This window comes from Lyngbya sp. CCY1209 (assembly GCF_055795065.1).
Window position 1 is genome coordinate 19,086 of sequence record NZ_JAYFER010000588.1, and the last position, 24,944, is coordinate 44,029.

Below are 24,944 nucleotides of genomic sequence, written 5' to 3' on the forward strand. Positions count from 1 at the left end.
GCTACAGCGATCTCGCCCGAACGGTTCGGACACAGATGTTGTGTGGTTAATGATCAGGATTTGATAGAACCATAAGGTTCCCGACTCAAAACTGACTCGAGCATCGGTCGAAAATCAGACAGGGACATGGTATCATAATTGGGGTCAAAAGACAATTGATCCCAGCCTTCGCAGAACATCAAAGTTCGTTCAAAAGCCGGATGCCCTTTGAACCGGTCGCGCTCGTTGCGATCGCGCCCGATAAAATGGTTGTAGTAATAGGCTTGAAACAGTTGGTGATGTTCCAGCATCCAAGCATTTTCCGGCGATATATAAGGGCGTAAAATCGCGGCGGCCATTTGACCGTGATTGTAGGGTGCGAGTTCTTCGCCAATATCGTGTAGCAAGGCACAAACCACCATTTCTTCGTCGGCCCCATCGCGAAATGCCCGTGTCGCTGTTTGCAAGCAATGTTCGAGGCTATTGACTTGACTTCCCAAGTGATAGTTTCGCAAGTTGAGCAAACTTTGAATAATTCGGTCTGGGATATTGTTGACCAGTTCTTCTTCAAAACATTTGAAGGAAAAATCACACTGTTCCCGAGTCAGGGTATCGAGTCGGGTGTAAGTTTGACTATCCATTGTCGCAGAAACCTCCGATTGATTTGTACAAAAATTCTACTGCATAAAAGTCCCGTCGCCCCGCAAAGTAGTTCCAGTCCATATAGGACACTTCTAGATGCCGAGATCCCGAACCGCGATCGAAGGCTTTGCGTCCGTGCAGAATTCGGAAATTCTGGACCAACAAGCAGTCTCCCGGCCGCATCCGGAAAGAGTATTCGTAAGCGGGATTTTTCAGGTAGCGAAAGAAGGTAGAGTAGGCTTCATAAAAACTTTCTACCTGCTCGAACGGTAAATCCAAGTCTAAATTTTTATGGCAGAAGAATATCTTCGCGACTTCCCCCGTATCTTTGACCTGGAGAATAGGCGTAGTCTGGGAAACGTAATAATGCCAGCTTTGATAGAATTGCGAGAAAGTGACAGGAGTGCGAGTCAAAATGTCAAAGTAACGGGGATAATCTCGACGAAAGTCTTCCGCCACTCGAAACCCATCGATGACGATAGACTCCCCTCCAGATGCTTCATTTTCTACACAATAAAGCAGTTGTACAATTTGGGGAGTGGGGAGGTAGGTAATATCCGTATGGGGCGATAAGCCATTGGCAAAGAAAGATAAGTCCTGACCCTCCGGGGACAAGGATTTGTCTCCATCTTTTGGAGTTGCTTTGACGGTGCAGTAAGGACCATTTTGACCGAGATAGTAAGTCGGCCCGATGGAAGACATGAACCCATTTAACTTCTCCCAAGGCATTTTTCGCAATCGGGTAAAGCCCAGGGTAGAGAGTTGATTCATCCAAGGTTCAAAACAATCCGGTTTATAATCGCACCACTCGGGTGGATTACTTTCCAACATGGCTGGGTCCCAAAGTACCTTTTCCCGGGGAGCCAATCTCGGCTCGGGTTGGGGGTCATAAGCGCGATTTAATAGCCAAGATACGGGAAAAATACTGCGATGGGGTGGGTTTTCTTCCCAGTCAATGATGAGCGTTTCATCGTGCAACTTCGCTGATTTTGGTTTGGGCAGTTCTACGGCATCACTCAGATCTTGAATTTTTTGAAAGGAACTGGGATGGTGACATTTGGGACACAAACAATGGTCGTACAACCAGATGTAATGAAATCGCTTGCCGCGCACGGTCAAAAAGCGATCGCTCTGGGTTAATAAATTCTCTTCTAGATTCTGCATTAATTTTATCTCCTCAGTTTCTCTGCCCAAATCAGCAAACTTGATAAGCCCAGACTTGCAAATAAATATCCGGTTCGGCTTCCGGGAGGTTGAGGAACGGTTCTCCTGTTTCCACCAACCGCCATTTGCCTTCTGCTTCCAGGGCGGCTTGCTGATCTTTGAAATCGCTGTTTTCGTAATAGTCCGGGCGGATAGTAAAAACGATGTATCCTCCCGGTTTGGTAATCCGGATCAGTTCGTCAAACCCGCGGCTCGGCGCATGACCCAATGTAAACGTGCCCACACTAATAATGGCATCAAACCGGTCAGTTGTCAACTCCAACGGTTCGCCCAAGATGCCTTGGTGAAATCCGGTATAAACATTTTTTTTCCGCGCTTCTTCCAGCATTCCGGCCGACAGATCCATCGCTTCTATATTGCGGTAGCCCCGCCGGTGGAGGATTTCGCCGACCAAACCCGTTCCGGCGCCCGCATCTAATATGCTGGCATCCTTGGAGACATATTTGCCCAAAACGTCCGCCGCCGGTTCCGGCCCGGTGTAGTTTTCCGGCAACAAATCTCCCTCGTATTCTTTCGCCCATTCGTCATATCTTTTCGCCAATTCTTCGGGACTCTTGGCACTGTAAACCAAATGCACTTTGTCGGTTTTTTTGTTCATTTTGTGAGAGTTTTAATCGCGTATTTTCAGATGGCAATCAGCAGTTAGCCCTTCGGCCAGCCCAGGACAAGCTTTCAGCCATCAGCATCGGTGAACTGCCCATTATTGAAATGTTTCGGCATTTTCGGAAGTCCCGAGTACCCTGATAGCTGAAACCTGATGGCTTACTGCTCCAAAACCAATTGCAGCCGTTCGGCCAAAACCCGGACGTGGGGTTCGGCCAGCATCGTGAAATGGTTCCCCGGGACCAATTCCCACTGGATCGGAACCGATATCGCCCCCTGCCATCCCCAGGTGGGATCGGCTTCGGTGCCGGCCTCATCCGGGAGATAATTTCCCAGGGCGCCCGCCTCCGCCGCCCGAAAGAGAACCATCGGTATCGGATCGCTCTTGGGTATTCGGTATTCGACGCTGGCTTGAGTATTGGCTTTATAAATAGCGGCCATTCGCCGCAAATCGCTTTGGGCCAAGGGCTGACCGGCCATTTTCAAAACCAAGTGTAAATAATCGAGCCGTTCTCGATCGCTCAGAAGTTGCAGCGCCCCAGACTCGACCCCCAAATCTTTCCCCAAAATGCTGCCATAAATTTTGCTCAAATGGGCAAGACATCGGGACTCATCCCAAGAAGCCACATCTTTTTCCGGTTCGGGGACGCCCACTTGAATGTCCATGACGGCCAAAAAGGCGACTTCCTGACCCCGCGATCGCAACTGTCGGGCCATTTCAAAGGCGACTTTCCCGCCGAAGGAATGGCCGCCCAAATAATAGGGTCCGTCGGGCTGAATTTCGAGTATGGATTGGATATGGTACGCCGCAATCTCTTCCATCCGGGTTAACGGTTGTTCACCCTCATCGGTGCCGAGCGATCGCAATCCGTAAATAGGCCGGTCGCCATCCAAATATTTCCCCAAGGGATAGAGGTCGAAAACGCTCCCCAAAATTCCCGACACCAAGAACAGCGGGGGTTGGGACCCTTCCGGGCGAATGGGCACCACCGTGGAGCGATCGCCCAAACGGTCCGGGGTGGGTGGGCTCGATGCTGGCGTGGTTTCGCCGGGAATCACGAAATCCTCTTGTTCCAAATAATCCAACAACGCCGTCACGGTGGGATATTTAAACAGAAAGGTCGAACCCAAGGAACATCCCAAGCTCGATTTGAGACGATGCCGCAATTCCATCGCCATCAAAGAATCCAGTCCCAAATCGGCTAACGGGGTATTTGGATCAATTTGCTGGGCATTCTTCAACCCCAGGGTTTTCGCCACCAAAGTACACAGGTGTGACATCAGATGCGATCGCCGCTGCTCTGCTGGTAGAGATGCGATATATCGCGTCTCTACAGATCCGGTTCCCCCCTTATTAAGGGGGGTTAGGGGGGATCGCGTCTCTACAGATCCGGTTCCCCCCTTATTAAGGGGGGTTAGGGGGGATCGCGTCTCTACTTCTTGGCGATCACCTGTATTGGCGGCAACTTGTTCGTAAAACGGGGGCACTTCAGAAAACTGCCCGAGCCATTTAGACCAATCCACCGGCAGCACTCCCACCTGGGCCGTCTCTTGGGTCAAGAGTTGCTCCAAGACCGCCAAACCGCGATCGGGGGCGATTTCCGCCAGTCCCCAGGCGGACAACCGTTGCCGGTGGTTCGCATCCAGTCGGGCATTCATACCCGTTTCCGCCCAGGGTCCCCAATTGACGCTCAATGCCGGCAGTCCCAGAGAACGGCGGTGATGGGCGATCGCATCCATAAACTCGTTCGCCGCCCCGTAGCTGGCCAAACCGTGGGAACCCAACAAGGAAGCGAGGGAAGAGAAACACACAAAGAAGTCCAAAGGCCGATCGCCCGTCAGCGAGTGCAGGTTCCAAGTCCCTTGCACTTTAGCCGCCAGCCCCCGGGCAAAGCGGGTCCAGTCCTGCTGCCACAGTCCGCAGAAGTCCACCACTCCCGCCGCGTGGACGATGCCTCGCAGGGGGGGCAAGGTGTTGTCGATGTGCGCCAGTAACTCGGCCACTTTTTCCGGATCGGAGACGTCGCAGCTATAACTCATAACCCGCACCCCAGCCGCTTCCAGTTCTTCGATCCGGTCTTTGACCTCGGGTTTCGGTTCGCCGCGTCCGACGAGAACGAGATTTTTGCCCCCCCGTTCGACGATGCTACCGGCGACCCGCAATCCCAAACCGCCCGTACCGCCGGTAATCAAATAAGTGCCATCGGCATTGAGAGCCAGCGGTTGTTTCTCCTCCAAACGGCGGGACACCAGGCGGGGGACGTAGCGGGTGCCGTTCCGGAACGCCACCTGGTCTTCTGTATCACAAGAGGCAATTTCTGTCAAGAGTTCGACTTCATTTTCTGCCCCGGCATCCGGGTCCAGATCGACGATGCGGCAGTGCAGTTCCGGGTGTTCCAGGGCGATCGCTTGACCCATTCCCCAGAGCGGAGACTGGCCGATTTCCGGGACGTTCGCCGCATCACCCGCCGGCTGCGCCCCTCGGGTGATCAGCCACAGCTTCGGCAGTTCGGCACATTCTTCGATCAGGCTTTGAACCAGGTGCAGGGTACTGCCCAGACTCATTTTCGTCGCCGTTTCCAACTGGGTGGTTGTCTCAATTGTGGGGGCATCCAAACCCCACATCTGAACGACGACCTCCACATCCGGGACGGCCCGTAGGAGTTGCCGGAACTGTTCCGGGCGATCGGGGTCGAGGGTGAAATGTCCGTCGTCCTTGCGCTGATATTCCGGCCCTGGAACCGCGATCGTCGTGGGACAGCCACTCGCCCGCAACCGTCGCGCCAACTGATCCCCGACCCCCCGGCGATCGGCGATCGCGTACCCATCGGCGAAAATCAGCCAATGTTTCGCCGGTTGGGGTTGTCCCGGCGGGAGCGGCCGGGGTTGCCAGTCCACTTCGTAGAGGCAGTTTTCCAGGGGCTCGCCCGCCGCGGACTCGCCGTTTTCGGACTCAGAGGCGACTTGACCCGCCCGGTCCAATAAACCCCGGCGATACCACTCGGGAGTCTCCAACCAATAGCGCTCTCGCTGGAAGGGATAGGTCGGGAGCAATTCCCGACGGCGCGAATAATCCCGGTCGAAGCCAGACCAAGCGATCGCCACTCCATCCAGATACAATTGTGCCAAAGAACTCAACAGTTGCGGCCAATCTTCTCGCTCCTGACGCAAACTCGGAAGCCATCGCCCCTCATGTTCGGGTAGGCACTGCCGCCCCATACCCAACAGAATCGGTTTCGGGCCGACTTCGATAAATACTCCCACATCCTGGCGATCAATTGCTTTCATCCCCGGTGCAAAACGCACCGCCTGCCGCACATGGCCGCACCAATATTCGGGCGTCGCCACTTCCTCCCCAGCCAGAGAACCCGTCACATTGGAAATCAGCTTCATCTTGGGTGGCGAATAGTCAATCTGTCGCGCCGCTTTCTCAAACTCTGCCAGCATCGGCTCCATCAGGGGCGAGTGGAAGGCGTGGGAAACCGTCAACGGCTTGGTTTTGACGCCTTCTGCTTCCAGAACCGCACAAACCTTTCGCACCGCCTCCCCTGTTCCGGAAATCACGATACTCTCCGGACCGTTAATGGCCGCGATGGAAACTTCGGTCGAGTCGGGAGGGATCAAGGCCTTAACCCGTTCCTCCGTCGCCCGCAGGGAAACCATTTCCCCACCCGGTGGCAAGGCTTGCATCAGGCGCCCCCGTTCGGCGATCAGTTTCAAACCGTCTTCGAGGCTAAACACGCCGGCCACGCAGGCGGCAACATATTCGCCGATGCTGTGTCCCATGACGATATCCGGTTCAATGCCCCAGGAGGTCCATAGCTGGTACAGGGCATATTCCAGGGCAAATAGAGCCGGTTGGGTGTAGGCGGTTTGATTGATCAGGTTGGCATCTCCGATGTCTTCTGGGGGATAGAGGACATCGAGTAAGGGCGTCTCCAACTCGGGCCGTAGAATTTCATTACAGTGGGCGATCGCATCCCGGAACGTCGGTTGAGTCTCGTACAGTTGCCGGCCCATATTCACATATTGGGAACCCTGACCCGTAAATAGAAATGCAATGGCTCCTTTTGTGGCTTTGACCTCCACTTTTCTGACACTATCCGGGTCAACGGTTGCCAACTGTTCCCGCAGTTCGGTTTGAGAGCTCGCCACCACAGCCAAACGATGGTTAAAATGCTGGCGTCCGGTATTCGCGGTAAAACAAATATCTCCCAAATCCGCCTCGGGTTCCGAGTCCAAATAGTCAACGTAACGCCCCACCAACTCCAACAGCGCTTTTTCCGTCTTGGCCGATAACGTCAACAGATGCAGAGGACGCCCTTTCCCCGGCTCCCCCCTTTCCAAGCATGAACTTTCTGGCCCCCCCCTTCCCAAGGGGGGCTGGGGGGGATCTTCCCTTTCCAAGCATGAACTTTCTGCCCCCCCCCTTCCCAAGGGGGGCTGGGGGGTATCTTCCCTTTCCAAGCATGAACTTTCTGGCCCCCCCCTTCCCAAGGGGGGCTGGGGGGTATCTTCCCTTTCCAAGCATGAACTTTCTGCCCCCCCCCTTCCCAAGGGGGGCTGGGGGGGATCTTCCCTTTCCAAGCATGAACTTTCTGGCCCCCCCCTTCCCAAGGGGGGCTGGGGGGGATCTTCCATCTCCCCCCTTTTGTAAGGGGGGCCGGGGGGGATCTCCGGCGCCTCTTCAAGTACCAGGTGACAGTTCGTGCCGCCCATCCCAAACGAACTCACCCCGGCCCGTCGCGGCGTGCCATTTTTCTCCCATTTCGAGAGGGACGTATTGACATAAAACGGGCTATTGTCAAAATCGATATTGGGATTGGGTTGCCGGAAATGCAGCGAGGGCGGGATTTGCTTGTGTTTAAGGGCCAGCACCGTTTTGATCAGACCGGCCATCCCCGCCGCTTCGAGCAAATGTCCGATATTCGTTTTCACCGAACCGATCGCACAATAGCCCTTTTCTTCGGGTTCTTCAATCGAGTTCTGAAACGCCCGAGTCAATGCCGCGATTTCGATGGGATCTCCCAGGGTCGTGCCCGTCCCGTGGGCTTCGATATAACCAATAGTACGAGGATCGATATTCGCCACCGCCAGGGCTTCGGAAATCACCGCCGCCTGCCCCTCGACGCTCGGCGCCGTGTAGCCGACTTTCAGGGCACCATCGTTATTGACGGCCGAGCCCTTAATCACCCCATGAATTTTATCCCCATCTTCAATTGCCTGGGAGAGCAATTTCAGCACCACCACGCCGACACCGTTGCCGAAAACCGTCCCCTTCGCATCCGCATCGAAAGCCCGACATTTTCCGTCGGGAGAACCGATCATACCCTCTTGGTACAAATAACCCGTCTTTTGGGGGACGCTGACGGTAACGCCTCCCGCCAAAGCCATGTCACATTCGCCGTTGATTAAACTCCGACAAGCCATGTGAACGGCCACCAGAGACGTCGAACAGGCGGTTTGAACGTTCAGACTCGGACCGTTGAGATTGAGTTTGTAAGAAACCCGCGTCGGCAGATAATCTTTGCCGTTGGTGAGTCTCACCTGGAGGTCTTGGGCGGATTCTAAGAAGGTGCGATGGGGAGAAAATCCCCGGTTGGGATGCACGTTGTTAATTAAATAACTGTTCATCCCCGAGCCGGCGTACACCCCCACCGATCCCGGGTAGGTTTCGGGGTTGTAACCCGCACTTTCAACGGCGGTCCAGGCCGATTCCAAAAACAGCCGTTGTTGCGGGTCCATGATTTCAGCTTCTTTGGCAGAGTAGCCAAAAAACGCGGCATCAAATTGATCGATATCTTCTAAAACGCCACCGGCTTTGACGTAGTTAGAATCCTCGAGTAATTCGGGGTTTGCGAATTCCAATTCCCGATCATCAAAACTGGAAATACTTTCGACACCCGCCGCTAAATTTTGCCAAAATTCATCGATATTGTTAGCCCCGGGAAAGCGACCGGCTAGGCCGATAATGGCGATATCTGAGCCGTCTGTATTGCGGGTGGCACCATTTTTTCGGTGAGCAGAACCCTCGACTTTTGCCGATTCTTCCGAGGTGGGATTCAACTCTCGGGCGAGGGTGGCGATGGTGGGGTATTGGAAGAGGGTGACGATTGATAAGGTCGGGTCAAAAAGCGCGACTAATTTTTGATGAACTTGGGTGAGGAGTAAAGAATTCCCTCCCAGATCGAAAAAGTTATCGTTAATCCCGACAATTTCTAACTGTAAAAGGTCTTGCCAGACGTTGGCGATCGCTTTTTCGGTTTCGGTCCGCGGCATCACCAAAGCCGTCGCCAATTCCGGGCGGGACCGTTCCGGGGCGGGGAGGGCCAACCGATTCACCTTGCCGTTGGGAGTCAGGGGCATTTCGTCGAGAATGACAAAAGCCGCCGGTACCATATATTCTGGTAAGCGATCGTGCAAGTATCGGCGCAATTCCGGTTCCAGCTCCCCGGCCACTTTCCCGCTCAGGGGATTGTTGGCGTAGGCCGTCCACGGTTTGAGCGGGCCTGGGTGGGTCGTCATGACGGGCTTGGGCGCGATCGCATCGTGTTGAAAGATCACGTCGTAACAGCCCGGGGCATCGGAACCCGACACAGTGATGGCGATATGATAGGGGAATTCGTCGCCCAAACTCCACCAATCCTCCGGCTCCACGGCATTTTCGGTCAATTGAGGTAAAATTTGGCGCAGTTCGCCAACGGTTGCGGGTCCCTCGGCACTTTCCAACAATTCAAACAGTTTGACTTCCCCCCAAACCCGGGCATTGGGAATTCGTTTGATACCGACAATTTCCGGCTCACCTCCCAACAAGTCCCGCACCGCCGCCAAGGACAGTCCGTCTTCTTGCCAATCCACCCAATTCGGCTCTACCGCCTCGCCTGCATCCCCTACATGGAGGATGGCATCGTAACGAAATTGGCTCATTTCGTTGTGGTAACGCCCCCGCCGCAGTTGAATGTCCACCCAGCCAATCTGGGGTAGGCGTTGTTGCAGGGCGATAAAAAAGTCGGGGTCGATGGTCATCTGTCCCTCCCCGGCAATACTTTTCAAAACCCGCTTTCGCAGTGTTTCTCGGGGCAGTTCGTCGGGGGCTTTCTGCAATTGAATCGAGGTGTGGAAAGCTGGCTGTAGGGGCAGACTGCGGACGTCTCCCACGAAGACAGTCCCCCCCGATCCAACCCTTTCCACCGCTTGGGAGAGCACCGACCCCAGATAATCGATATTGGGGAACAACTGCACCACCGAGTTGATCACGACCGTATCCACTTCTCCCGGCTCAATACGGGCGATCGCTTCGTCGGCCACCCCCTGCCGCAACTCGACGCCGGACCAATCCCCCTCCAACTTCTCGATTTGCGTCTGGATGTAACGCAAAGCCGCCGGGGCCAGGTCGATGCCATAGTAAGACTGGCAGTGAGGCGCCACCCGAAACAGCAGCATCCCCGTACCGCAGCCGATCTCCAACACCCGCTGGGGACGACAGGAGAGAATTCGCCCCACGGTCCCTTGCAGCCATTCCCGCATTTCTACCGCCGGAATGGGTGCCCCCGTGTAGCTGTCGTTCCAACCGCTGATGTTGAAGGTGGGGTCTGACGCCCGGGTTTCTTTGCTGTAGGCGAGGTTCCAAAGTTCCTGCCACTGGGAAATTTGTTCTTCTGTGTTTTCTGTTTCCGCTTCCGCTTCCTCCTCGCCCCGGTAGTTGGGGTCGGGGACGACGTAGGCCACCAGGCGCTTATCCGCTTCCGAGAGGTATTCCCCGGTCCGTTCCCGTTCTTTAACGACGACGACGCTTTGATGGACGCCGCCGTGCCGGTTCAAAACGGTTTCGATTTCTCCGAGTTCGATGCGGAAACCCCGGACTTTGACTTGGTGATCGATGCGACCGAGAAATTCGATGTGTCCGTTAGCCAGGTAGCGGGCCAGATCCCCCGTTTTGTAGAGTCGTCCCGGGCCGAAGGGATTGGCAATAAATCGTTCTGCGGTCAAATCGGGGCGATCGCGGTAGCCCCGGGCCAGACCGTCTCCGCCGATGTACAGTTCTCCGAGTTCCCCGATGGGGACGGGTTGAAATTCTTCGTCGAGAATGTAGATTTGGGTATTGGCGATGGGAGTGCCGACGGATTCAGGACCGTTTTGGGTGAGGTGGCTAATATCATCGGCATTGTCGGCGGAACGGCGACCGTTGCCCACTTCGTAGGTCGTGGACCAAATGGTGGCTTCTGTAGGCCCGTACATATTCCATAGGTGGGCTCCGGTGTCAAGGAGGCGATCGGCCAGGGCTTGGGGCAGGGCTTCGCCGCCGCAGAGGATTTTCAGGCCCGGTTGGCCTTGCCACCCGGAAGCGAGGAGCAGATACCAAGTGGCTGGCGTGGCCTGCATGACCGTGGCGCCGGAATTTTCGATTAATTGAGCTAAGACCTGCCCTTCCGATACAACTTCTTGGGGGGCAATGACCACTCGGGCTCCCACCACCAGGGGCAGGTACAGTTCCAGTCCGGCAATGTCAAAGGAAATGGTGGTGACGGCCAGCAGAATGTCTCGGTCGGTCAGTCCGGGTTGACGTGCCATTGAGGTTAAGAAGTTGACCACCGAGCGATGTTCGATTTCCACGCCTTTGGGTTTGCCGGTGGAGCCGGAGGTGTAAATGGTATAGGCTAGGTTATGAGGTTGGACTCCCCCATCGGGATTCATATCACTTTCCTGGGCGATTTTGTCCCAGTCCCCGTCCAGGGTTAACAGGCGAGATGTCTGTTCTCCGTGGGTTTCTTGGCCCTTGAGCACCCCTTCTCTGAGGATCGGGACTAATTTCTCCTGGGTCAAGATGATCGCGACTTGAGCGCTTTCTACCATGTAAGCCAAGCGATCGCGGGGATAGGTCGGATCGAGGGGAACATAGGCGCCGCCCGCTTTCAGGATGCCCAGCAGTCCCACGAGCATTTCTAAGGAGCGATCGACACAAATGCCGACCAAGATCTCGGGTCCGACACCCAGATGTTGCAAATGGTGGGCCAGTTGGTTGGCCTTGGCATTCAACTGTCGGTAGGTCAGTCGCTCGTTTTCAAAAACGACGGCCACCGCATCGGGAGTTCTTTCTACCTGTTCTTCAAGTAACTGGTGGATGCACTTGTCCCGGGGGTACTCGGCTCCAGTATCGTTCCACTGAACCCAAAATTGATGGCTTTCCGATTTTGTTAGCATCAATTCTTCCACAAATAACAATCCCCGCTTCAACTCAATACAGGCTCAATACAGCATAACATTTTCATGGGCTTGGTGCTGGGAGAAATTGTACCTTTAGAGATGGGTGGTCTTGGGCTGGCAGGACTCGGGTGTTCTCAACTCGGATTGCCTCAGCTCGATTGCCGCTCTCGATCTGTCAAGGTCAGATTTTGAGGCGACGGTGGCAGGGAGAACTGCCGCCGATCGCGCCATCGGCCCCGGCTCTGACTTGTTAATAAAATTGACAAAAACTGCGGGGTGGTGTAAAATTTAGGGGCGGCTAATATTTCCGTGACGATGGCTGCCAGGATCTTGACCATTTGAGGATCGCAACCCGCCTTTAAAACTGGGTTTAAAGGGAGTTTAAGTTCCCGATTTAGGAGGTCTCACTCTCGAATTGAAGTCATTTAAGAATCAACGACCAATCATTCATCATTGATGGTCGCGGTGATTGTCTCCAGTTCTTTGGAAAAATTTGACGCAAAAACAATGATTTTTATGGCGACGATCGCTCCCTGCCATATGGGGTGATTCGACCGACGGTTGAGAATAGACCGGGAACCGGGTTTCTGGCGGCAATTCTGCATGGAAACCCGGCATCTCGGTCGGCGATCAGGTGGCACCGAAAACCTGCGTCCAGTAGTAATTCCAATTTTCGTTTCCGGTATCTTCTTCTAACAAGAAATAGCCGACTCCGATTTCTTGGAAATCCGGGTTCAGCAGATTGGCGCGGTGTCCGGGACTTTCGATCCAACCCTGGACGACGGCTTCGGGGGTTTGATAACCCGCGCCGATATTTTCGCCGACGGTGGAGTAATTATAGCCCGTATTGGTGACGCGATCGCCCACGTCGGAACCGTCCGCCCCTGTGTGGGAGAAAAAGTCTTGAAACGCCATATTTTCCGTATGGGTTTGCGCCGCCGTCGCCAGTTGGGGGTCGAATTCCAAAGGAGATAAACCGTTTTGGGCGCGGAAATTATTGGTCAATTCAATCACCTGTTCGGGGAAACTGGTACCGGTTGGCGGTTCGGTCGGGCCGCCGTTATCGACAATAACAACATTACCAACAAAATCGTTTTCGTCCATCGCATCCCCTGCGATGCCCTCCAAAACCGCCAATTCTTCCCCGGTATTGGCGACGGTAATTAAGGTTTGATTCACCCCGATCGCCCGAATTTGGATCTCGGCGATCCCGTCGGGGAGTAAAATGCGATCGATGTTATCTTCAAAGTCGGTAATCACGTCCCGTCCGCCACTGGCAAGGGCGAAAACATCGCTTCCTTCTCCCCCCGTCACCGTATCCATTCCCAAATCACCGTAGAGGGTATCTGAGCCCGCCCCACCGATGAGTTGGTCATTTTGTTGACCCCCAAATAAAGAATCATTTCCGTCACCTCCGACCACCGTATCGGCATCGAGATTTCCGAATAAATGGTCGTCTCCGCCCCCGCCATCCAGGATATCATTTTCTTTTCCACCGTAGAGGCGATCGGCCCCTCCAGCGCCGAATACGCTGTCCGCACCCCGGTTGGCGATAATCAATTCGTCGTCATCCGATCCCGCAACGGTGTCATTTCCCCCCAAAGCCAGCAGTCCCCCCGGAAATCCGCTCAACTGTCCGGAGAACAGGTTGATTTGTTCGGCGTTATCCTCACCCAATAACGCGCCGAGTTCCCCATCCGGTGTCAATACCATTTTTCTTTTTCCTCGCGATCGACTCAACAGGGGAAGTCCCGGAGAATTCCCCCTACTTAATCTTCGCATACCCGCCTTCCTGTTCCGAAAAAGTTGCGGCGCTGCGACGCACTCCGGGGGCTCAAGCCCAACAACGGAGGATTTAAAGTCGATATAATAGCCAAATCGAAGTCACGCTTCCGATATAGTGGGAAGCCAACCCGTTCAAATTGGCGACGATGACAAAAACATCCAGGGCGCGGACGGCTTCGCTGGCTTCGGTAAGGGTGGTTCCCGGCGGCTGGGAAATCGTTTTAGCGATCAAGACAGAAGCCGTGATCCCGGAACCGATCAACGTGATTAAAATGCCAATCAACCCGACCAACAACCCCAGCCTCAACAGTTTGACCGTATCCGATTTCTTGGGTTGGGCGACGCCGGTGGGCGTCAACAATTGTGTGCCAATTTGGCTATATCGAAACGAGAAAAAAATGCCGAATCCCGCCGCGATCAGCCCGATGACGGCAAACGTCACTCCGATTCCCAAGGCCGGATTCGTGTCGTCGGCGATGCCCCGTCCGGTGCTGGTAAAAATGAGCGATAAAATGGCGATGAAGGCGGCGATAAATTGTAAAGACAAACCCGCCAAACCGCTCATGCGGAGAATTTTTCCTTTTTCTTGCAACTCGTTGGGGAGCAAAGGATTATTGATATTTTTTGTTTTATTACCTGTCAATTGACCGTACCTCCGGTTTGAAGTCTGAGGCGATCACGTGGGAATCGCCCGATTTTTTAATTTAAAAAGTTCGGTTTAGAGTATTATAGCTCCACGGCCGCGAATTGGCTAGAGAGTACATCGGAGGTGACAGCGATTTCCATCTGCAGGTGGGCGAAGGAAAAATGACAGTCAAAACGGGATCAATCTTTCGACAGACAGACGACGCGATCGCCCCCCAAGCTGTAAAGTACAGCCAGATTGAAGTCACCATAGAGAGTCATTATTTATGAGTACAGTCTATCGGGTCCCCAGTTGGGTTTGCCAAGGATGCGCCACCACCATCAAAGAAGTGGTGAAAACGGCCGACAAAGACGCGGACGTTAAAGTTGACTGGGAAGGAAAAACCGTCGAAGTCGATACATCCATGTCCGAAGAATCCGTCAGACAGGCGCTCCGTTCCACGGGTGAAACCATCGAATAAGGGTTCGGGGGTGCGATTCGCGGTTGTCGCGAGTTCGGACGGGGTGGGGGACCGGCGGGCTGCGGGTTGCCATTTTTGATCCAGTTAAGTTAAAGTCTAGCCGTCCGGCGTGACGAGGAAACAAAAACTTGCCTCGCGCCGATTACTCACCATTTTGAACATCTCACCATGCCTGCCAATCGCGATCGATTCATCGACTTATTTAAGGGATTGCTCATCCTCTGGGTCATCCACATCCACACCGTCTTTTGGACGGGAGAAGAGTATCTACCAGATGTGTCTCGGCAAGTCAGTTTGCTGGCAGATGTCACCGCATTTGTTTTCATTTCTGGCTACCTGAATCGAAGTGGAAATTTCGTCAAATCGCTGCGCCGATCGCTCAAGCAGTTCATCAATCTGTATTTGAACTATCTCATGGTCAGCGCTTTGTTGCTGATCGGCATCTTTTTTGCCCTCGCCCTCAAAGAGAATGCCTTCCCCAATTTTTTGCCGGCTTTTTCTTCCATGCTAAAGGTCAGCCCGGATAGCAAGCTGTGGTCTCGCATCCCCGTTTACCCCGGCAGTCTGTGGTATATTGCCGTCTACCTTTCGACCCTGATGCTGATACCGATCGCCTTGCCCTGGCTAATTCTCGGGTCAAAAGGGCGATCGTTCTGGCCGCTACCCTATTGATGTTTGGGATTTTCCGTTATACCGCTTGGGAGCAGTCCATTTTCTTGGCCGATGCCAGCTACGTCTACCTGTTCTTATTCGTTTTCATGCTGGGAGTCACCGTTCGCGCCGAGGAACGGGCGATCGCCACCTGGACCCTCACCATCACTTTTTCAATTAACCTCGCTCCATTCCCTGCCCGGGGACGGAAACCGCGTCGCAGCAGATCTTCGGGTCATTTCTTGGCTCCCGCGATCGTCATCTGGTAAAATGCGATCGCAATCTTCAACTCGAACAGCTAATTTACCAGTCAATCATCAAAGTGAGCGGACAAAATCCAACGACCCTAGCCAAAACATCGGCTCCATCAGGACAAAGACAATTTCCCTTGTCAACTGTCGGTGCTTTGGTGGCGAACGATCGCGGACAAGTGTTAATCGTGAAAACGACCAAGTGGCGGGGAACCTGGGGCGTTCCCGGGGGGAAAGTTGAATGGGGGGAAAGTCTCGTTTCCGCCCTGATACGAGAATTCCAAGAAGAAGTGGGTTTGGAGTTGACGCAAATCCGCTTTGCCCTGTTACAAGAAGCTATTCTGGATTCCCAGTTTTGCCAACCCGCCCATTTTATTATGATCAACTACTACGCTTTCTCCGCCCGGGAAAAAATTGTTCCCAATGAAGAAATTCGGGAGTGGGCTTGGGTGACACCCCGAGAGGCAATGGAGTACAATCTCAATACCTATACTCGAATTTTAATTCAGAATTATATTGACAAAAATGTTGATCTATAGTATCATTATTAATTGGCAAAGTTAACCCAAACTAATGATGCTAAAAAAGGCCCTTGTCACCGGATCGGCAGTGGGAATTGGACGGGCGATCGCACTTCACCTTGCCGGTCAGGGATTCGATGTCGCTTTTCACTATAAAAACAGTGCCGACGCGGCCAACCAAGCCAGTCAAGAAGCCGCCACCTACGGCATCAAATCGATGGCGCTGCAAGCCGACGTCACGAAACCGGAACAAGCCCAGTCCCTGGTAGAAACCGCCGCCGAAAAACTCGGCGGCCTGTCTGTGGTTGTCAACAACGTGGGCAATTATTTGGAAAAACTCGCCAGTCAAACCTCCATAAAAGAGTGGCAAGAAATGATCGACTCCAATCTCAATGCCACTTTTTACGTGACTCAAACAGCAATTCCCCACCTCAAAGCAGCCGGTTGGGGACGGATTGTAAACTTTGCCTTCGCCAGCGCCCAACATCTCATCGCCACCGACGACCAGACGGCGTATCGCATTGCCAAAACCGGTATTATCATCTATACTAAGTCACTGGCAAAGGAGTTAATTAAGGACAACATTACGGCGAATATCATCGCGCCCGGAGTTGCCGAAAATTCAGTCGGCTTAGAGGAGACAATTCCGCTCTTGCCCAACCAACGTCCCGCCCGATTAAAAGAAATCTGCAATGCGGTCGATTTCTTTATCAGTCCCGAGTCCGAATATATCACCGGACAATTTTTGGAAGTGGCGGGGGGTTGGAAGTTGTAATTTTCGGAGAATTTTCCATGGGTCGTAAAGGCGAAATTTCTCCCCAAACCGAAATCTTTCCTGCCCGCTCAAGACCCTCGCCCGACTGACCAATCATCCGATTTATTACAGGTAGTTAAAGATGCTGACTCTCGAAGATATATACGAAATTTACGTCGCCCATAAAGATGACTACAATGCCCGAGTCGAAGAATTCACCATCGGGCATAAAACATTTAACTTCAATTCTCAAACGTCCCTGCTAGGAGTGATCAATCTTTCCACTGATTCTTGGTTTAATCATGCCGTCTGTTATCATTCCGAACAAGCAATTCGACGAGCCAAAATTTTAACCGCTCAAGGAGCCGACATTGTTGATATTGGGGCGGAAGCGAGTTCACAACACACCCAACGGGCCGATCAGGTTAAGCAGACCAGTCAACTGCTGCCGATTCTTAAAACTTTAAGTCAAGAAGGCATATTGACTTCGGTCGAAACCTATCACCCGGAAGTGGCCAGAGAATGTTTGAAAGCCGGAGCCAATGTGATCAATTTTACGGGCACCGAGAAGAGTGAAGAAATGTACCAGGTGGTAGCCGAGTTTGATGCGGCAATTATCATGTGTTACATTCAAGGAAAACACGCCAGAGATGTGGGAGAGTTCGACTTCACCTTAGCGAAAGATCCGATTGAATTTTTGTATAATTATTTCGGAAAAGAAACAGAAATCGCCACGAAACTGGGGGTTAAAAAAATCTTTATCGATCCCGCTGTTGGCTTGGGATACTCGAATTTTTACTACAAATATGAATATGTATCCAAGCGACTCAACTATCAAATCAAAAGCCTTTTGAGTGCTTTTCGACTGAGAAAATTAGGATTTCCTGTGTTCAATCAAATTCCGACGGCTCTGGAAGTTTTTGCAGAAGAAGTCAGAAGCGCTCAAGTCTTTACCTCGGTTTTTGCCGCCTTGGGAAAAAACGATATACTCAGAACCCATGAAGTCTCCAAAGTGAAAGCAGTTTTGGAGACGATGAGTTTGATGTGAGGGTTGGGTCGCTCAACGTCGCGATCGCCCGGGCTCCCACAGGCGATCGCAAAACATTGACTAAAAAAAGAAAGTCAGATGAAAAAAAAGGTTGCAGTAATTGGTGGCGGGCCAGCCGGGATGTCTTGTGCTTTGTGGTTAAAATACCTCGGATTGTATCCCATTATCATCGAAAAAAGCCCGCAACTGGGCGGGTTGCAAAATATCAATCCATTTCATCAGAAATGGTATCTGGGAGTGGCGGGCAAAACCGGCAAAGAATTGGCCCAGGAATTCCGCCGACATATTGAGGTCGAGGTGATTCGGACTCTGTGTAACTCTCCGATCGAAAGTATTCAGGGTGGGGAGAATTTTAAAATTTGTACCCCAGAACACGAAATCACCACCGAAGGGATCGTAATTGCCACCGGTCAAAGGTTTAAAGGATTTGAAGCGATCGCCTCGATTCCCGGAAGCGATCGCCTATCATCCTCCAACCGCATTTGCTTTAATCCGGGGGCAATTCCCATGACCTACGGACAAGTCGTGGCAGTGGTTGGGGGTGGCGATAACGGACTGGGTACGGCAATCATGCTGGCCGACACGGCCCAACATATTCACCTGTTTATTCGCTCCCATCTGAAAGGATTCGGAATCAATCAAAATAAGGTATTGGAGTATATTAAAGCCGGCAAAATCACGTTGCACCAACCGGCAAATATTGAGAAAATGTCAGACAAAGGCGATCGCCTTTGTCTGACATTTCAAGAGGGCGAAAAATCCCCAGAAACTCTCCCATTTGACTACATCTGTTTTCGGATGGGCTTTGCGCCCAACGTCGAGCCCATTGTTCAACTCTTTGACGCCGGAGGGGTGGGGACCCTGGAACTCAATTCAGGAGGATATATCGCCACCGACCCATTTTTGCGGACTTCAATCCCCCATGTTTACGCAGTGGGAGATGTGACCAATCCCCGCGATGCCTGCGTAGCCACCGCTGTCGGTCACGGAGCAATTGCCGCCCGCAGTGCAGAAGAAGATCTGCGATAGTTTAGTTTCGCACCAGCGCCAAAGAGACTCCCGAATCGTCCACCTGTTTCACCAGTTGAGAAATTGCCTTTCCGGAAACCGGTTCGATCCAATCCGGGGCAATTTCCGCCAAGGGAACTAACACAAATGCTCGGTCAGTCATGCGCGGATGGGGTATTTGCAACTCCGGCGTTTCTAGGATTAAATCGCCAAATAATAGCACATCCAAATCCAAAGTTCGCGGCCCCCAACGCTCTTGACGGACTCGGCCAAATTGATCCTCAATATCGAGCAGCGTTTGGAGTAACTCTTGGGGGGTTAGCTGCACTTCCAACAGGGCACAACCATTCAGAAAATCCGGCTGTGAGGGGCCGATGGGTGCGGTTTTGTACCAACTCGAATAGGCCTTGACAGTAATGCCGGGAGTTTGGTCAATCGTTTTGAGGGCCTTTTCTAAGGTTCTGTGAGAGTCGCCCAGATTACTACCCATAGCGATCGCACTCAGGGTCCGTTTTGTAGTGATCATCTTTTCAGTTTGATAGACTATAAAATTCCGGTCAAAACTATTGCGATTCTCAAAATTCAGCGACTTCATCTCTACTCCGAGTCATGTCGATCGCCACATGACCGCCAAAACCGGGAATCGGCGGCTGTTTAATCACCCGCGATCGCACTTTTTGCACCATTTCCATATCCAGAACGGCCTCGATAATCGCAGTATTCAACCGTTCGATCATCTTGAACTTTGAAGTTTCGATCAGTTGGCGCACCCGTTCCACCACATCCGCATAATTTAAGGTATCTTCCAGGCGATCGCTTTTGCCAACCCCAGATAAATCCAACCACAGGGTCAAATCCACTTCAAACCATTGACCTAGAGCCTGCTCTTCCGGGAAATATCCCACATATCCGTAATAGCGCAAGCCCGTAATTTCGATCGCGTCCATTGTTTCTAAAGGTTACTCCGTAATGCCCCAGTACGCCAGCTAATAGTATACCCCATACCCGGCCATCCCCAATCTGCGAAAATCCGGGAAATCTGCCGACTGACCCCCGCACCTCTCCCGGCCGGCCGCCGACGGGATTTTCTCATTTTTTCCGGGGTGCGATCCGCGATAGGTACGCTCTCGCGGGTTGTGCGAGTCAATTCCCCGCCAGGGGACTGCCACAAAACCGAAATCCCCCATCTGCGAAAATCTGCGAAATCTGCGGACTTACCCCAAAATCTCCTCCAACCGATGCTGATTCCAAAGCAACTGATACAACCCCTTCTCAGCCACCAACTCCTCATGACTCCCCACCTGAACGATCGCACCCTTATCCATCACAAAAATCCGATCCGCCGTCGTCGCCGCAGACATCTGGTGAGAAATAAACACCACCGTTTTCTGCTGCGTTCCACCCGTCAAATTATCCAGAATTTCCGTCGCCGTCTGATTATCCACGCTCGACAAAGAATCGTCCAAAATCAAAACCTTAGCATCCGAAATCAGAGCCCTAGCCAACGCCGTCCGCTGTCGCTGCCCCCCCGAAAGGGTGATGCCGCGTTCCCCCACGATGGTATCGTAGCCATCGGGAAAATTAAGAATTTCGTCGTGAATTCGAGCCAACTTCGCCGCCGCCTCAATTTGCGATCGCTCCGCCTGGGGACAGCCATAACAGATATTATTCGCGATCGTGGTACTAAATAAAAAGCTCTCCTGGGGGACATAACCGATCGCCGCCCGCAGTTGTGCCAGCGGCACTTGGGTGATATCCTGGCCGTCGAGAAACAGGCGATCAATGTCGATATCCAACAACCGGGGAATCGCGTTCGCCAGCGTCGTCTTCCCCGAACCGATCGGCCCCACCACGGCGATCGTTTCCCCCGGCGCGATGGTAAAATTCACCTCAGATAAAGCCGGGGTTTTCGCCTCCGGATAAGTAAACGTCAAATCCCGCGCACTCAGCCAACCCCTCACCGGAGTCCGCAGCGGTATCGGATCGACAGGATCTTGAATCTTCGGTTTGATCGACAAAATCGACTCGACGCGATCGACACTCACTTCCCCCCGCTGGTAAGCCGTAATCGTAAAACCCAATAACGCCGTCGGGAACACCAACCGCTCGATATAGAGCACCAACGCCACGAAATCCCCGACGCTAAGTTCCCCGGTGGCGATCGCCTGATCCCCCACCGCCAGCAAAATCAACAGACTCAAACTCGCCAAACCCCCCAACAACGGAAACAAAAAATTCCGCGTCCGAGCCAGTTTCAAATTCGCCTCCAGCAATTCCCGATTATTCCCCACAAACGCCCGCCGTTCGTTCTCCTCCTGGGCGTAAATTTTGATCAGGGAAATGCCGCTCATATCCTCCTGAATCAAGTCACTGAGATTGGAAAGTTTTTCCTGCACCTCCATCTGCTGGTCCCGCAGCTTCCCGCTGAACACCTGCACCAGCAGCAACATCAGCGGATAAACCGACACCGACAACAATGTTAACTTGACATCGATCGCCAACATCACCGGCAGCGTCAGGGCGTAGGCGAAAACCGTATTCACCAAACTCAACACCGCGAACCCCACCAGACGGCGGATATTGTCCACGTCACTCGTCGCCCGGTTGATCAGGTCCCCGATCCGGCTGTTGGAAAAATAGGACGCTTCCAAGCCGATCAGGTGGTTGAAAATCTTCTGTTTCAGGTCAAATTCCACCTTCCGCCCCACCCCGAAAATCAAAATCCGGGAAGCCATCCGGATCGTCCACATGATCGACGCCAGGGCGACAATCAATAAAACCTGCCAGATGACGGGCTGAAAATCGACTGTCTCTTGCAAATCGTCCACCCCGTTGCGGATCAGCAGCGGAATGTACACGCCCAAGGCATTCACGACCAAAAGGGCGATCGTCCCCAGCCCCGACACTTTCCAGTGGGGGCGCAGGTATCTTCCCAGGGTTTTGAGTCTTGAATGAGCCATAGGGTTGGGGTGTGGGGTGTGGGGTGTGGGCGGAGGGGGCGGAGGAAGCGGAGGGAGCGGGTTTTCCGCCTAGACCGCTTGGGAATTATATCAAATCCGGTTGAATGCCCGGAACAAAACGGGTTGGATATTCCAAACCGCTTGGGAATCAATTCCCAAGCTAACAGCTCAAATCATCTGAAGATGATTGGGGAGGTTTAGGAGGGGATAACCGGATTTGATATTAATTCCCAAGCTAAGAGCTCAAATCATCTAAAGATGATTGGGGAGTTCATACGGATCTGAGATTAGGACACCCTATGTCCAACCCAGTCCACGCAAGCGTGGACTTTTGCGATTCGCCTTGAAATGAATTTCAAGGCGGGTCTAGAATTGGCAGATCTGCCTCCTGTGCCCCCTCCGCCTCCGGTCGCCTCCCCAAATTTTAACGCCGATTGACTATTCCGATCGCGTGAAGGGGCGGCACTCGCGGGAGGTGGGTTCGTTGACTTCGGCAAGGCGGGAGTGGACGAAGCGATTCATCCAGTTTTCCAGATAGGCGCGGTTGGCCTGTTTTTGGGCGGGGTCGTCGGTGTCGAGGGGGTGGGGGGCAAGTCCCCGGATGGCGGCGGTGGTGACGCAGAACATCGACTTTTGGAAACTCTGGCAGATTTGCACCCGCAGGTCATCTTCCCCCCGGCAGCTATTGCGGTAGATTTCGTGCAGGTAGTCCGGCAAAAAGTGGCGCATATCCTGCATCAACTGGGTGGGGGGGATGCCGGAACCGCCGATGGGCAGGGGGTCGGCGTAGAGGGCGCCGTAGGCGAAATCTTTCTGTTCGCCGGGGATCTGGTGGGCCTGGGCGTTGTAGGACACCGTGCCCGGGAAGGGCGCCCCCCGGAAGAAAACGGCTTCGACATAGGGCACCGCCGTATCCATCAAAAAGGTCAGTCCCGCCGATTTGGGGATGATGTCGTAGGTTGTGCCCTTGATTTCGACGGAGTAAGTGATAGGTTGGTTGGCGGCGGCGACCAAGCCGTTGAGGATGTGATCGACGACGGCGGGGATGGATTGGATTTCGCCGCGATCGTAGCGATCGGACAGGTCTAAAAACATATCGCTCATCACCCGCCAAAATTGTCCCAAACCGCTGTAGTAGGCGAGTTGCCGGACTTGTTCGGGTAGGAATTCGGGGAAGAGTTTGTGCAGCCCGACCATGAACGGATTGTTTTTAATTTTCGCCTGAATTGCGGCTTCTGCGAGGGTTTTAAATTCTTGGGAGTCGAGGTAAGTATCCAATCCGCCCCCGCCGTGCCAGAGCATGGTTTTCATGCAGTATTCGGCGTATTCGTAGTTGATGCGATCGTGCCACCAAAATTTGAGGAGTTTTTGCAGGTTGATTTCCCCGTTGAAGTATTTGAAAAAGGGAAATAAGACCAAGAATTGATGGTCGGCGATATAGATCAGGTTGACGGAGTAGGCGTCCAATACCACGCCGTAGCTTTTGAGGATGCCGACGACTTCGACCAGGTTTTCGGGATAGTCCGGCAGCAGGGCGTCGCCCGACTCCAGGCGATGGATGTAGTTGCTGAGTGGATGGGTTTGAGATGTCATGGATGGGGTGGGGAAAAGTGAAAAGTGAAAAGTGAAAAATGAAAAGTGAAAAATGACCTACTCCCGACTCTCGACTCCCGACTCCCGACTCCCTCCCATTTGTGCGACGATCGCAGGAACAGGCATTAACGCCGAGGTGGTGGTTTCGGTCCACTTTACCAGCCAAGCCGGTTGGATGCCGAGGAAGGTGATAATCACGGCTAAAGCGATCGCGGGGATGCGATCGCGCCACTGAACCGGGGGCAAATTCACCACGGTTTCGGACAGGCGCCCGAAAAAGGCGCGGTTGACCATGATCAGGAAGTAAACCGAGGTCAGACCCGTTCCCACCATGCACAATAACGTCTGCACCGGGAACACTTCCATACTGCCGCGAAATATGATAAATTCGGCGATAAAACCGACCAAACCTGGGATGCCGGCGCTGGCCATCACCGCGACGATCATGATGCTGCCAATTAGCGGTAAACCCCGTTCCGGATTCAGCAATCCTCGAATCACGTCGATATCTCGACTTCCCGATTTTTTGTAAACGACCCCCACGGAGAGGAATAGCAGGGCCGAGATCAGGCCGTGGCTGACCATTTGCATCACCGAACCCAGCAAACTCAGGGGGGTGGCCGCCGCAAATGCTAACAGAATATAACCCATGTGGGCGATGGAGCTGTAGGCAACCATTTTTTTGATATCTTTCTGGGAAATGGCGCAGGAGGCCCCGTAGAGGACGCTGACCACCGCCCAACCCGCCATGTAGGGCGCGATCGCACTCCAGGCGTCCGGAAATAACCCCACGCCGAACCGCAGCAACCCGTAGGTTCCCAATTTCAGCAATACCCCCGCCAGCAGGACAGAAATCGGCGTGGAGGCTTCGACGTGGGCATCGGGGAGCCAGGTGTGGAAGGGGACGAGGGGAATTTTAATCCCGAATCCGACGATAATTCCCCCGAGGAGAATGAATTGAGTGGTCGGGGCCAGGGCCGCGATGCCCGTCGGGGCGGTGGCTAGGGTGTCCAAATCGAAGTTGGGCGCCTGGGTGAGCCACACCACCCCCAAAAATGCGGCCAGGATCAGGAACCCGGAAACGGCGGTGTAGAGGAGGAATTTGGTCGCCGCGTACCCCTTGCGTTGGCCGCCCCAGATGGCGATCAGCAGGTAGAGGGGGATCAGTTCGATTTCGTAAAACAGCAAAAACAGGAGCAGGTTTTGAGCCAGGAACGTCCCGGCAATGCCGGAAAAGATAACCAGCAGCAGGGCGTAATAGAGGCGGTGGCGGGGAATTTCCAGGTCGGTGCACCCGATCGCGATCGCCACCAACAGACTGGTCATAATAATTAACGGCAGGGACAACCCGTCAATGCCCAGGGTATAGTTTAACCCTAGGGACTCGATCCACCGAATCCGCTCCACCATCTGCAAATCGGCGATCGCGGGATCGAACCAACGGGTCAATATCACCGACCACAGAAACAATCCCCCCGCTACAAATCGGGAAATTTGGCGGGCGAGTTGGGCGGTGAGTTTCGGCCAGATCCCGATATAGAGGGCGGCGATGAGGGGAATCCAAATTAAAACACTTAGCATTTTTGAGGTTGTCCGTTCTCTGGGTTTCCCAAGG

Annotated in this window: 19 protein-coding genes; 7 read left to right on the top strand and 12 right to left on the bottom strand. The window is 53.4% G+C overall.

Translation table 11 applies throughout. From position 1 onward, the window contains the following. Positions 1 to 53: 53 nt before the first annotated feature. The 7 genes from AC0QHF_RS21505 to AC0QHF_RS21535 all read right to left on the bottom strand — a co-directional run bounded on the left by AC0QHF_RS21505 (position 54) and on the right by AC0QHF_RS21535 (position 14,080). A complete protein-coding gene (locus AC0QHF_RS21505) occupies positions 54 to 620 on the bottom strand; it encodes an HD domain-containing protein (protein WP_324706294.1) in 567 nt (188 codons plus the stop codon). Beyond that, positions 613 to 1,785: a TauD/TfdA family dioxygenase gene (locus AC0QHF_RS21510; RefSeq protein ID WP_324706295.1), complete on the bottom strand. Its 1,173-nt coding sequence runs from the start codon at positions 1,783 to 1,785 to the stop codon at positions 613 to 615. Before AC0QHF_RS21510 ends, AC0QHF_RS21505 begins: the two co-directional genes overlap by 8 nt. 31 nt (positions 1,786 to 1,816) lie before the next feature. Then, positions 1,817 to 2,443, bottom strand: a complete 627-nt coding sequence (locus tag AC0QHF_RS21515; protein WP_324706296.1) for a class I SAM-dependent DNA methyltransferase — start codon at positions 2,441 to 2,443, stop codon at positions 1,817 to 1,819. Between the two features lie 164 nt (positions 2,444 to 2,607). Next, positions 2,608 to 11,649 (bottom strand): polyketide synthase, encoded by a 9,042-nt coding sequence (locus AC0QHF_RS21520; protein ID WP_324706297.1) that lies wholly within the window; start codon positions 11,647 to 11,649, stop codon positions 2,608 to 2,610. A gap of 152 nt (positions 11,650 to 11,801) precedes the next feature. Then, on the bottom strand, positions 11,802 to 11,990 hold the full coding sequence (locus AC0QHF_RS21525; protein ID WP_324706298.1) for a hypothetical protein: 189 nt from the start codon (positions 11,988 to 11,990) through the stop codon (positions 11,802 to 11,804). A 292-nt stretch (positions 11,991 to 12,282) separates the two neighbouring features. After that, positions 12,283 to 13,365: a CAP domain-containing protein gene (locus AC0QHF_RS21530; protein WP_324706299.1), complete on the bottom strand. Its 1,083-nt coding sequence runs from the start codon at positions 13,363 to 13,365 to the stop codon at positions 12,283 to 12,285. A gap of 142 nt (positions 13,366 to 13,507) precedes the next feature. Continuing rightward, positions 13,508 to 14,080: a DUF3611 family protein gene (locus AC0QHF_RS21535; protein ID WP_324706300.1), complete on the bottom strand. Its 573-nt coding sequence runs from the start codon at positions 14,078 to 14,080 to the stop codon at positions 13,508 to 13,510. Positions 14,081 to 14,348: 268 nt separating this feature from the next. Here AC0QHF_RS21535 and AC0QHF_RS21540 point away from each other — a divergent pair, with 268 nt between their 5' ends. The 7 genes from AC0QHF_RS21540 (at position 14,349) to AC0QHF_RS21570 (ending at position 18,797) form a co-directional block, all read left to right on the top strand. Next, positions 14,349 to 14,543 carry a heavy-metal-associated domain-containing protein gene (locus AC0QHF_RS21540; protein WP_324706301.1) on the top strand — a complete coding sequence of 65 codons (195 nt, stop codon included), beginning with the start codon at positions 14,349 to 14,351 and terminating at the stop codon, positions 14,541 to 14,543. Between the two features lie 168 nt (positions 14,544 to 14,711). Beyond that, positions 14,712 to 15,215: an acyltransferase family protein gene (locus AC0QHF_RS21545; RefSeq protein ID WP_324706302.1), complete on the top strand. Its 504-nt coding sequence runs from the start codon at positions 14,712 to 14,714 to the stop codon at positions 15,213 to 15,215. Further along, a complete protein-coding gene (locus AC0QHF_RS21550) occupies positions 15,215 to 15,463 on the top strand; it encodes a hypothetical protein (RefSeq protein WP_324706303.1) in 249 nt (82 codons plus the stop codon). The genes AC0QHF_RS21545 and AC0QHF_RS21550 overlap by 1 nt, the downstream gene beginning before the upstream one ends. 119 nt (positions 15,464 to 15,582) lie before the next feature. Further along, positions 15,583 to 15,984, top strand: coding sequence for an NUDIX domain-containing protein (locus tag AC0QHF_RS21555; protein WP_324706304.1), 402 nt, complete (start codon positions 15,583 to 15,585; stop codon positions 15,982 to 15,984). Positions 15,985 to 16,018: 34 nt separating this feature from the next. Then, positions 16,019 to 16,741 carry a bifunctional dihydropteridine reductase/dihydrofolate reductase TmpR gene (gene tmpR, locus AC0QHF_RS21560; RefSeq protein ID WP_324706305.1) on the top strand — a complete coding sequence of 241 codons (723 nt, stop codon included), beginning with the start codon at positions 16,019 to 16,021 and terminating at the stop codon, positions 16,739 to 16,741. Between the two features lie 121 nt (positions 16,742 to 16,862). Further along, positions 16,863 to 17,768, top strand: coding sequence for a dihydropteroate synthase (locus tag AC0QHF_RS21565; protein ID WP_324706306.1), 906 nt, complete (start codon positions 16,863 to 16,865; stop codon positions 17,766 to 17,768). Between the two features lie 78 nt (positions 17,769 to 17,846). Then, positions 17,847 to 18,797 (top strand): NAD(P)/FAD-dependent oxidoreductase, encoded by a 951-nt coding sequence (locus AC0QHF_RS21570; RefSeq protein WP_324706307.1) that lies wholly within the window; start codon positions 17,847 to 17,849, stop codon positions 18,795 to 18,797. Position 18,798: 1 nt separating this feature from the next. Here AC0QHF_RS21570 and folK read toward each other — a convergent pair whose 3' ends face one another. The 5 genes from folK to AC0QHF_RS21595 form a co-directional block, all read right to left on the bottom strand. Then, positions 18,799 to 19,302, bottom strand: coding sequence for a 2-amino-4-hydroxy-6-hydroxymethyldihydropteridine diphosphokinase (gene folK / locus AC0QHF_RS21575; RefSeq protein ID WP_324706308.1), 504 nt, complete (start codon positions 19,300 to 19,302; stop codon positions 18,799 to 18,801). Positions 19,303 to 19,351: 49 nt separating this feature from the next. Beyond that, complete coding sequence (folB, locus tag AC0QHF_RS21580) at positions 19,352 to 19,723, bottom strand: dihydroneopterin aldolase (protein WP_324706309.1); 372 nt, start codon at positions 19,721 to 19,723, stop codon at positions 19,352 to 19,354. Positions 19,724 to 19,990: 267 nt separating this feature from the next. Then, positions 19,991 to 21,736, bottom strand: coding sequence for an ABC transporter ATP-binding protein (locus tag AC0QHF_RS21585; RefSeq protein ID WP_324706310.1), 1,746 nt, complete (start codon positions 21,734 to 21,736; stop codon positions 19,991 to 19,993). A gap of 438 nt (positions 21,737 to 22,174) precedes the next feature. Continuing rightward, on the bottom strand, positions 22,175 to 23,329 hold the full coding sequence (locus AC0QHF_RS21590) for a CO2 hydration protein (protein WP_324706311.1): 1,155 nt from the start codon (positions 23,327 to 23,329) through the stop codon (positions 22,175 to 22,177). A gap of 57 nt (positions 23,330 to 23,386) precedes the next feature. Continuing rightward, positions 23,387 to 24,910 carry an NADH-quinone oxidoreductase subunit M gene (locus AC0QHF_RS21595; protein WP_324706312.1) on the bottom strand — a complete coding sequence of 508 codons (1,524 nt, stop codon included), beginning with the start codon at positions 24,908 to 24,910 and terminating at the stop codon, positions 23,387 to 23,389. Between the last annotated feature and the right edge of the window lie 34 nt (positions 24,911 to 24,944).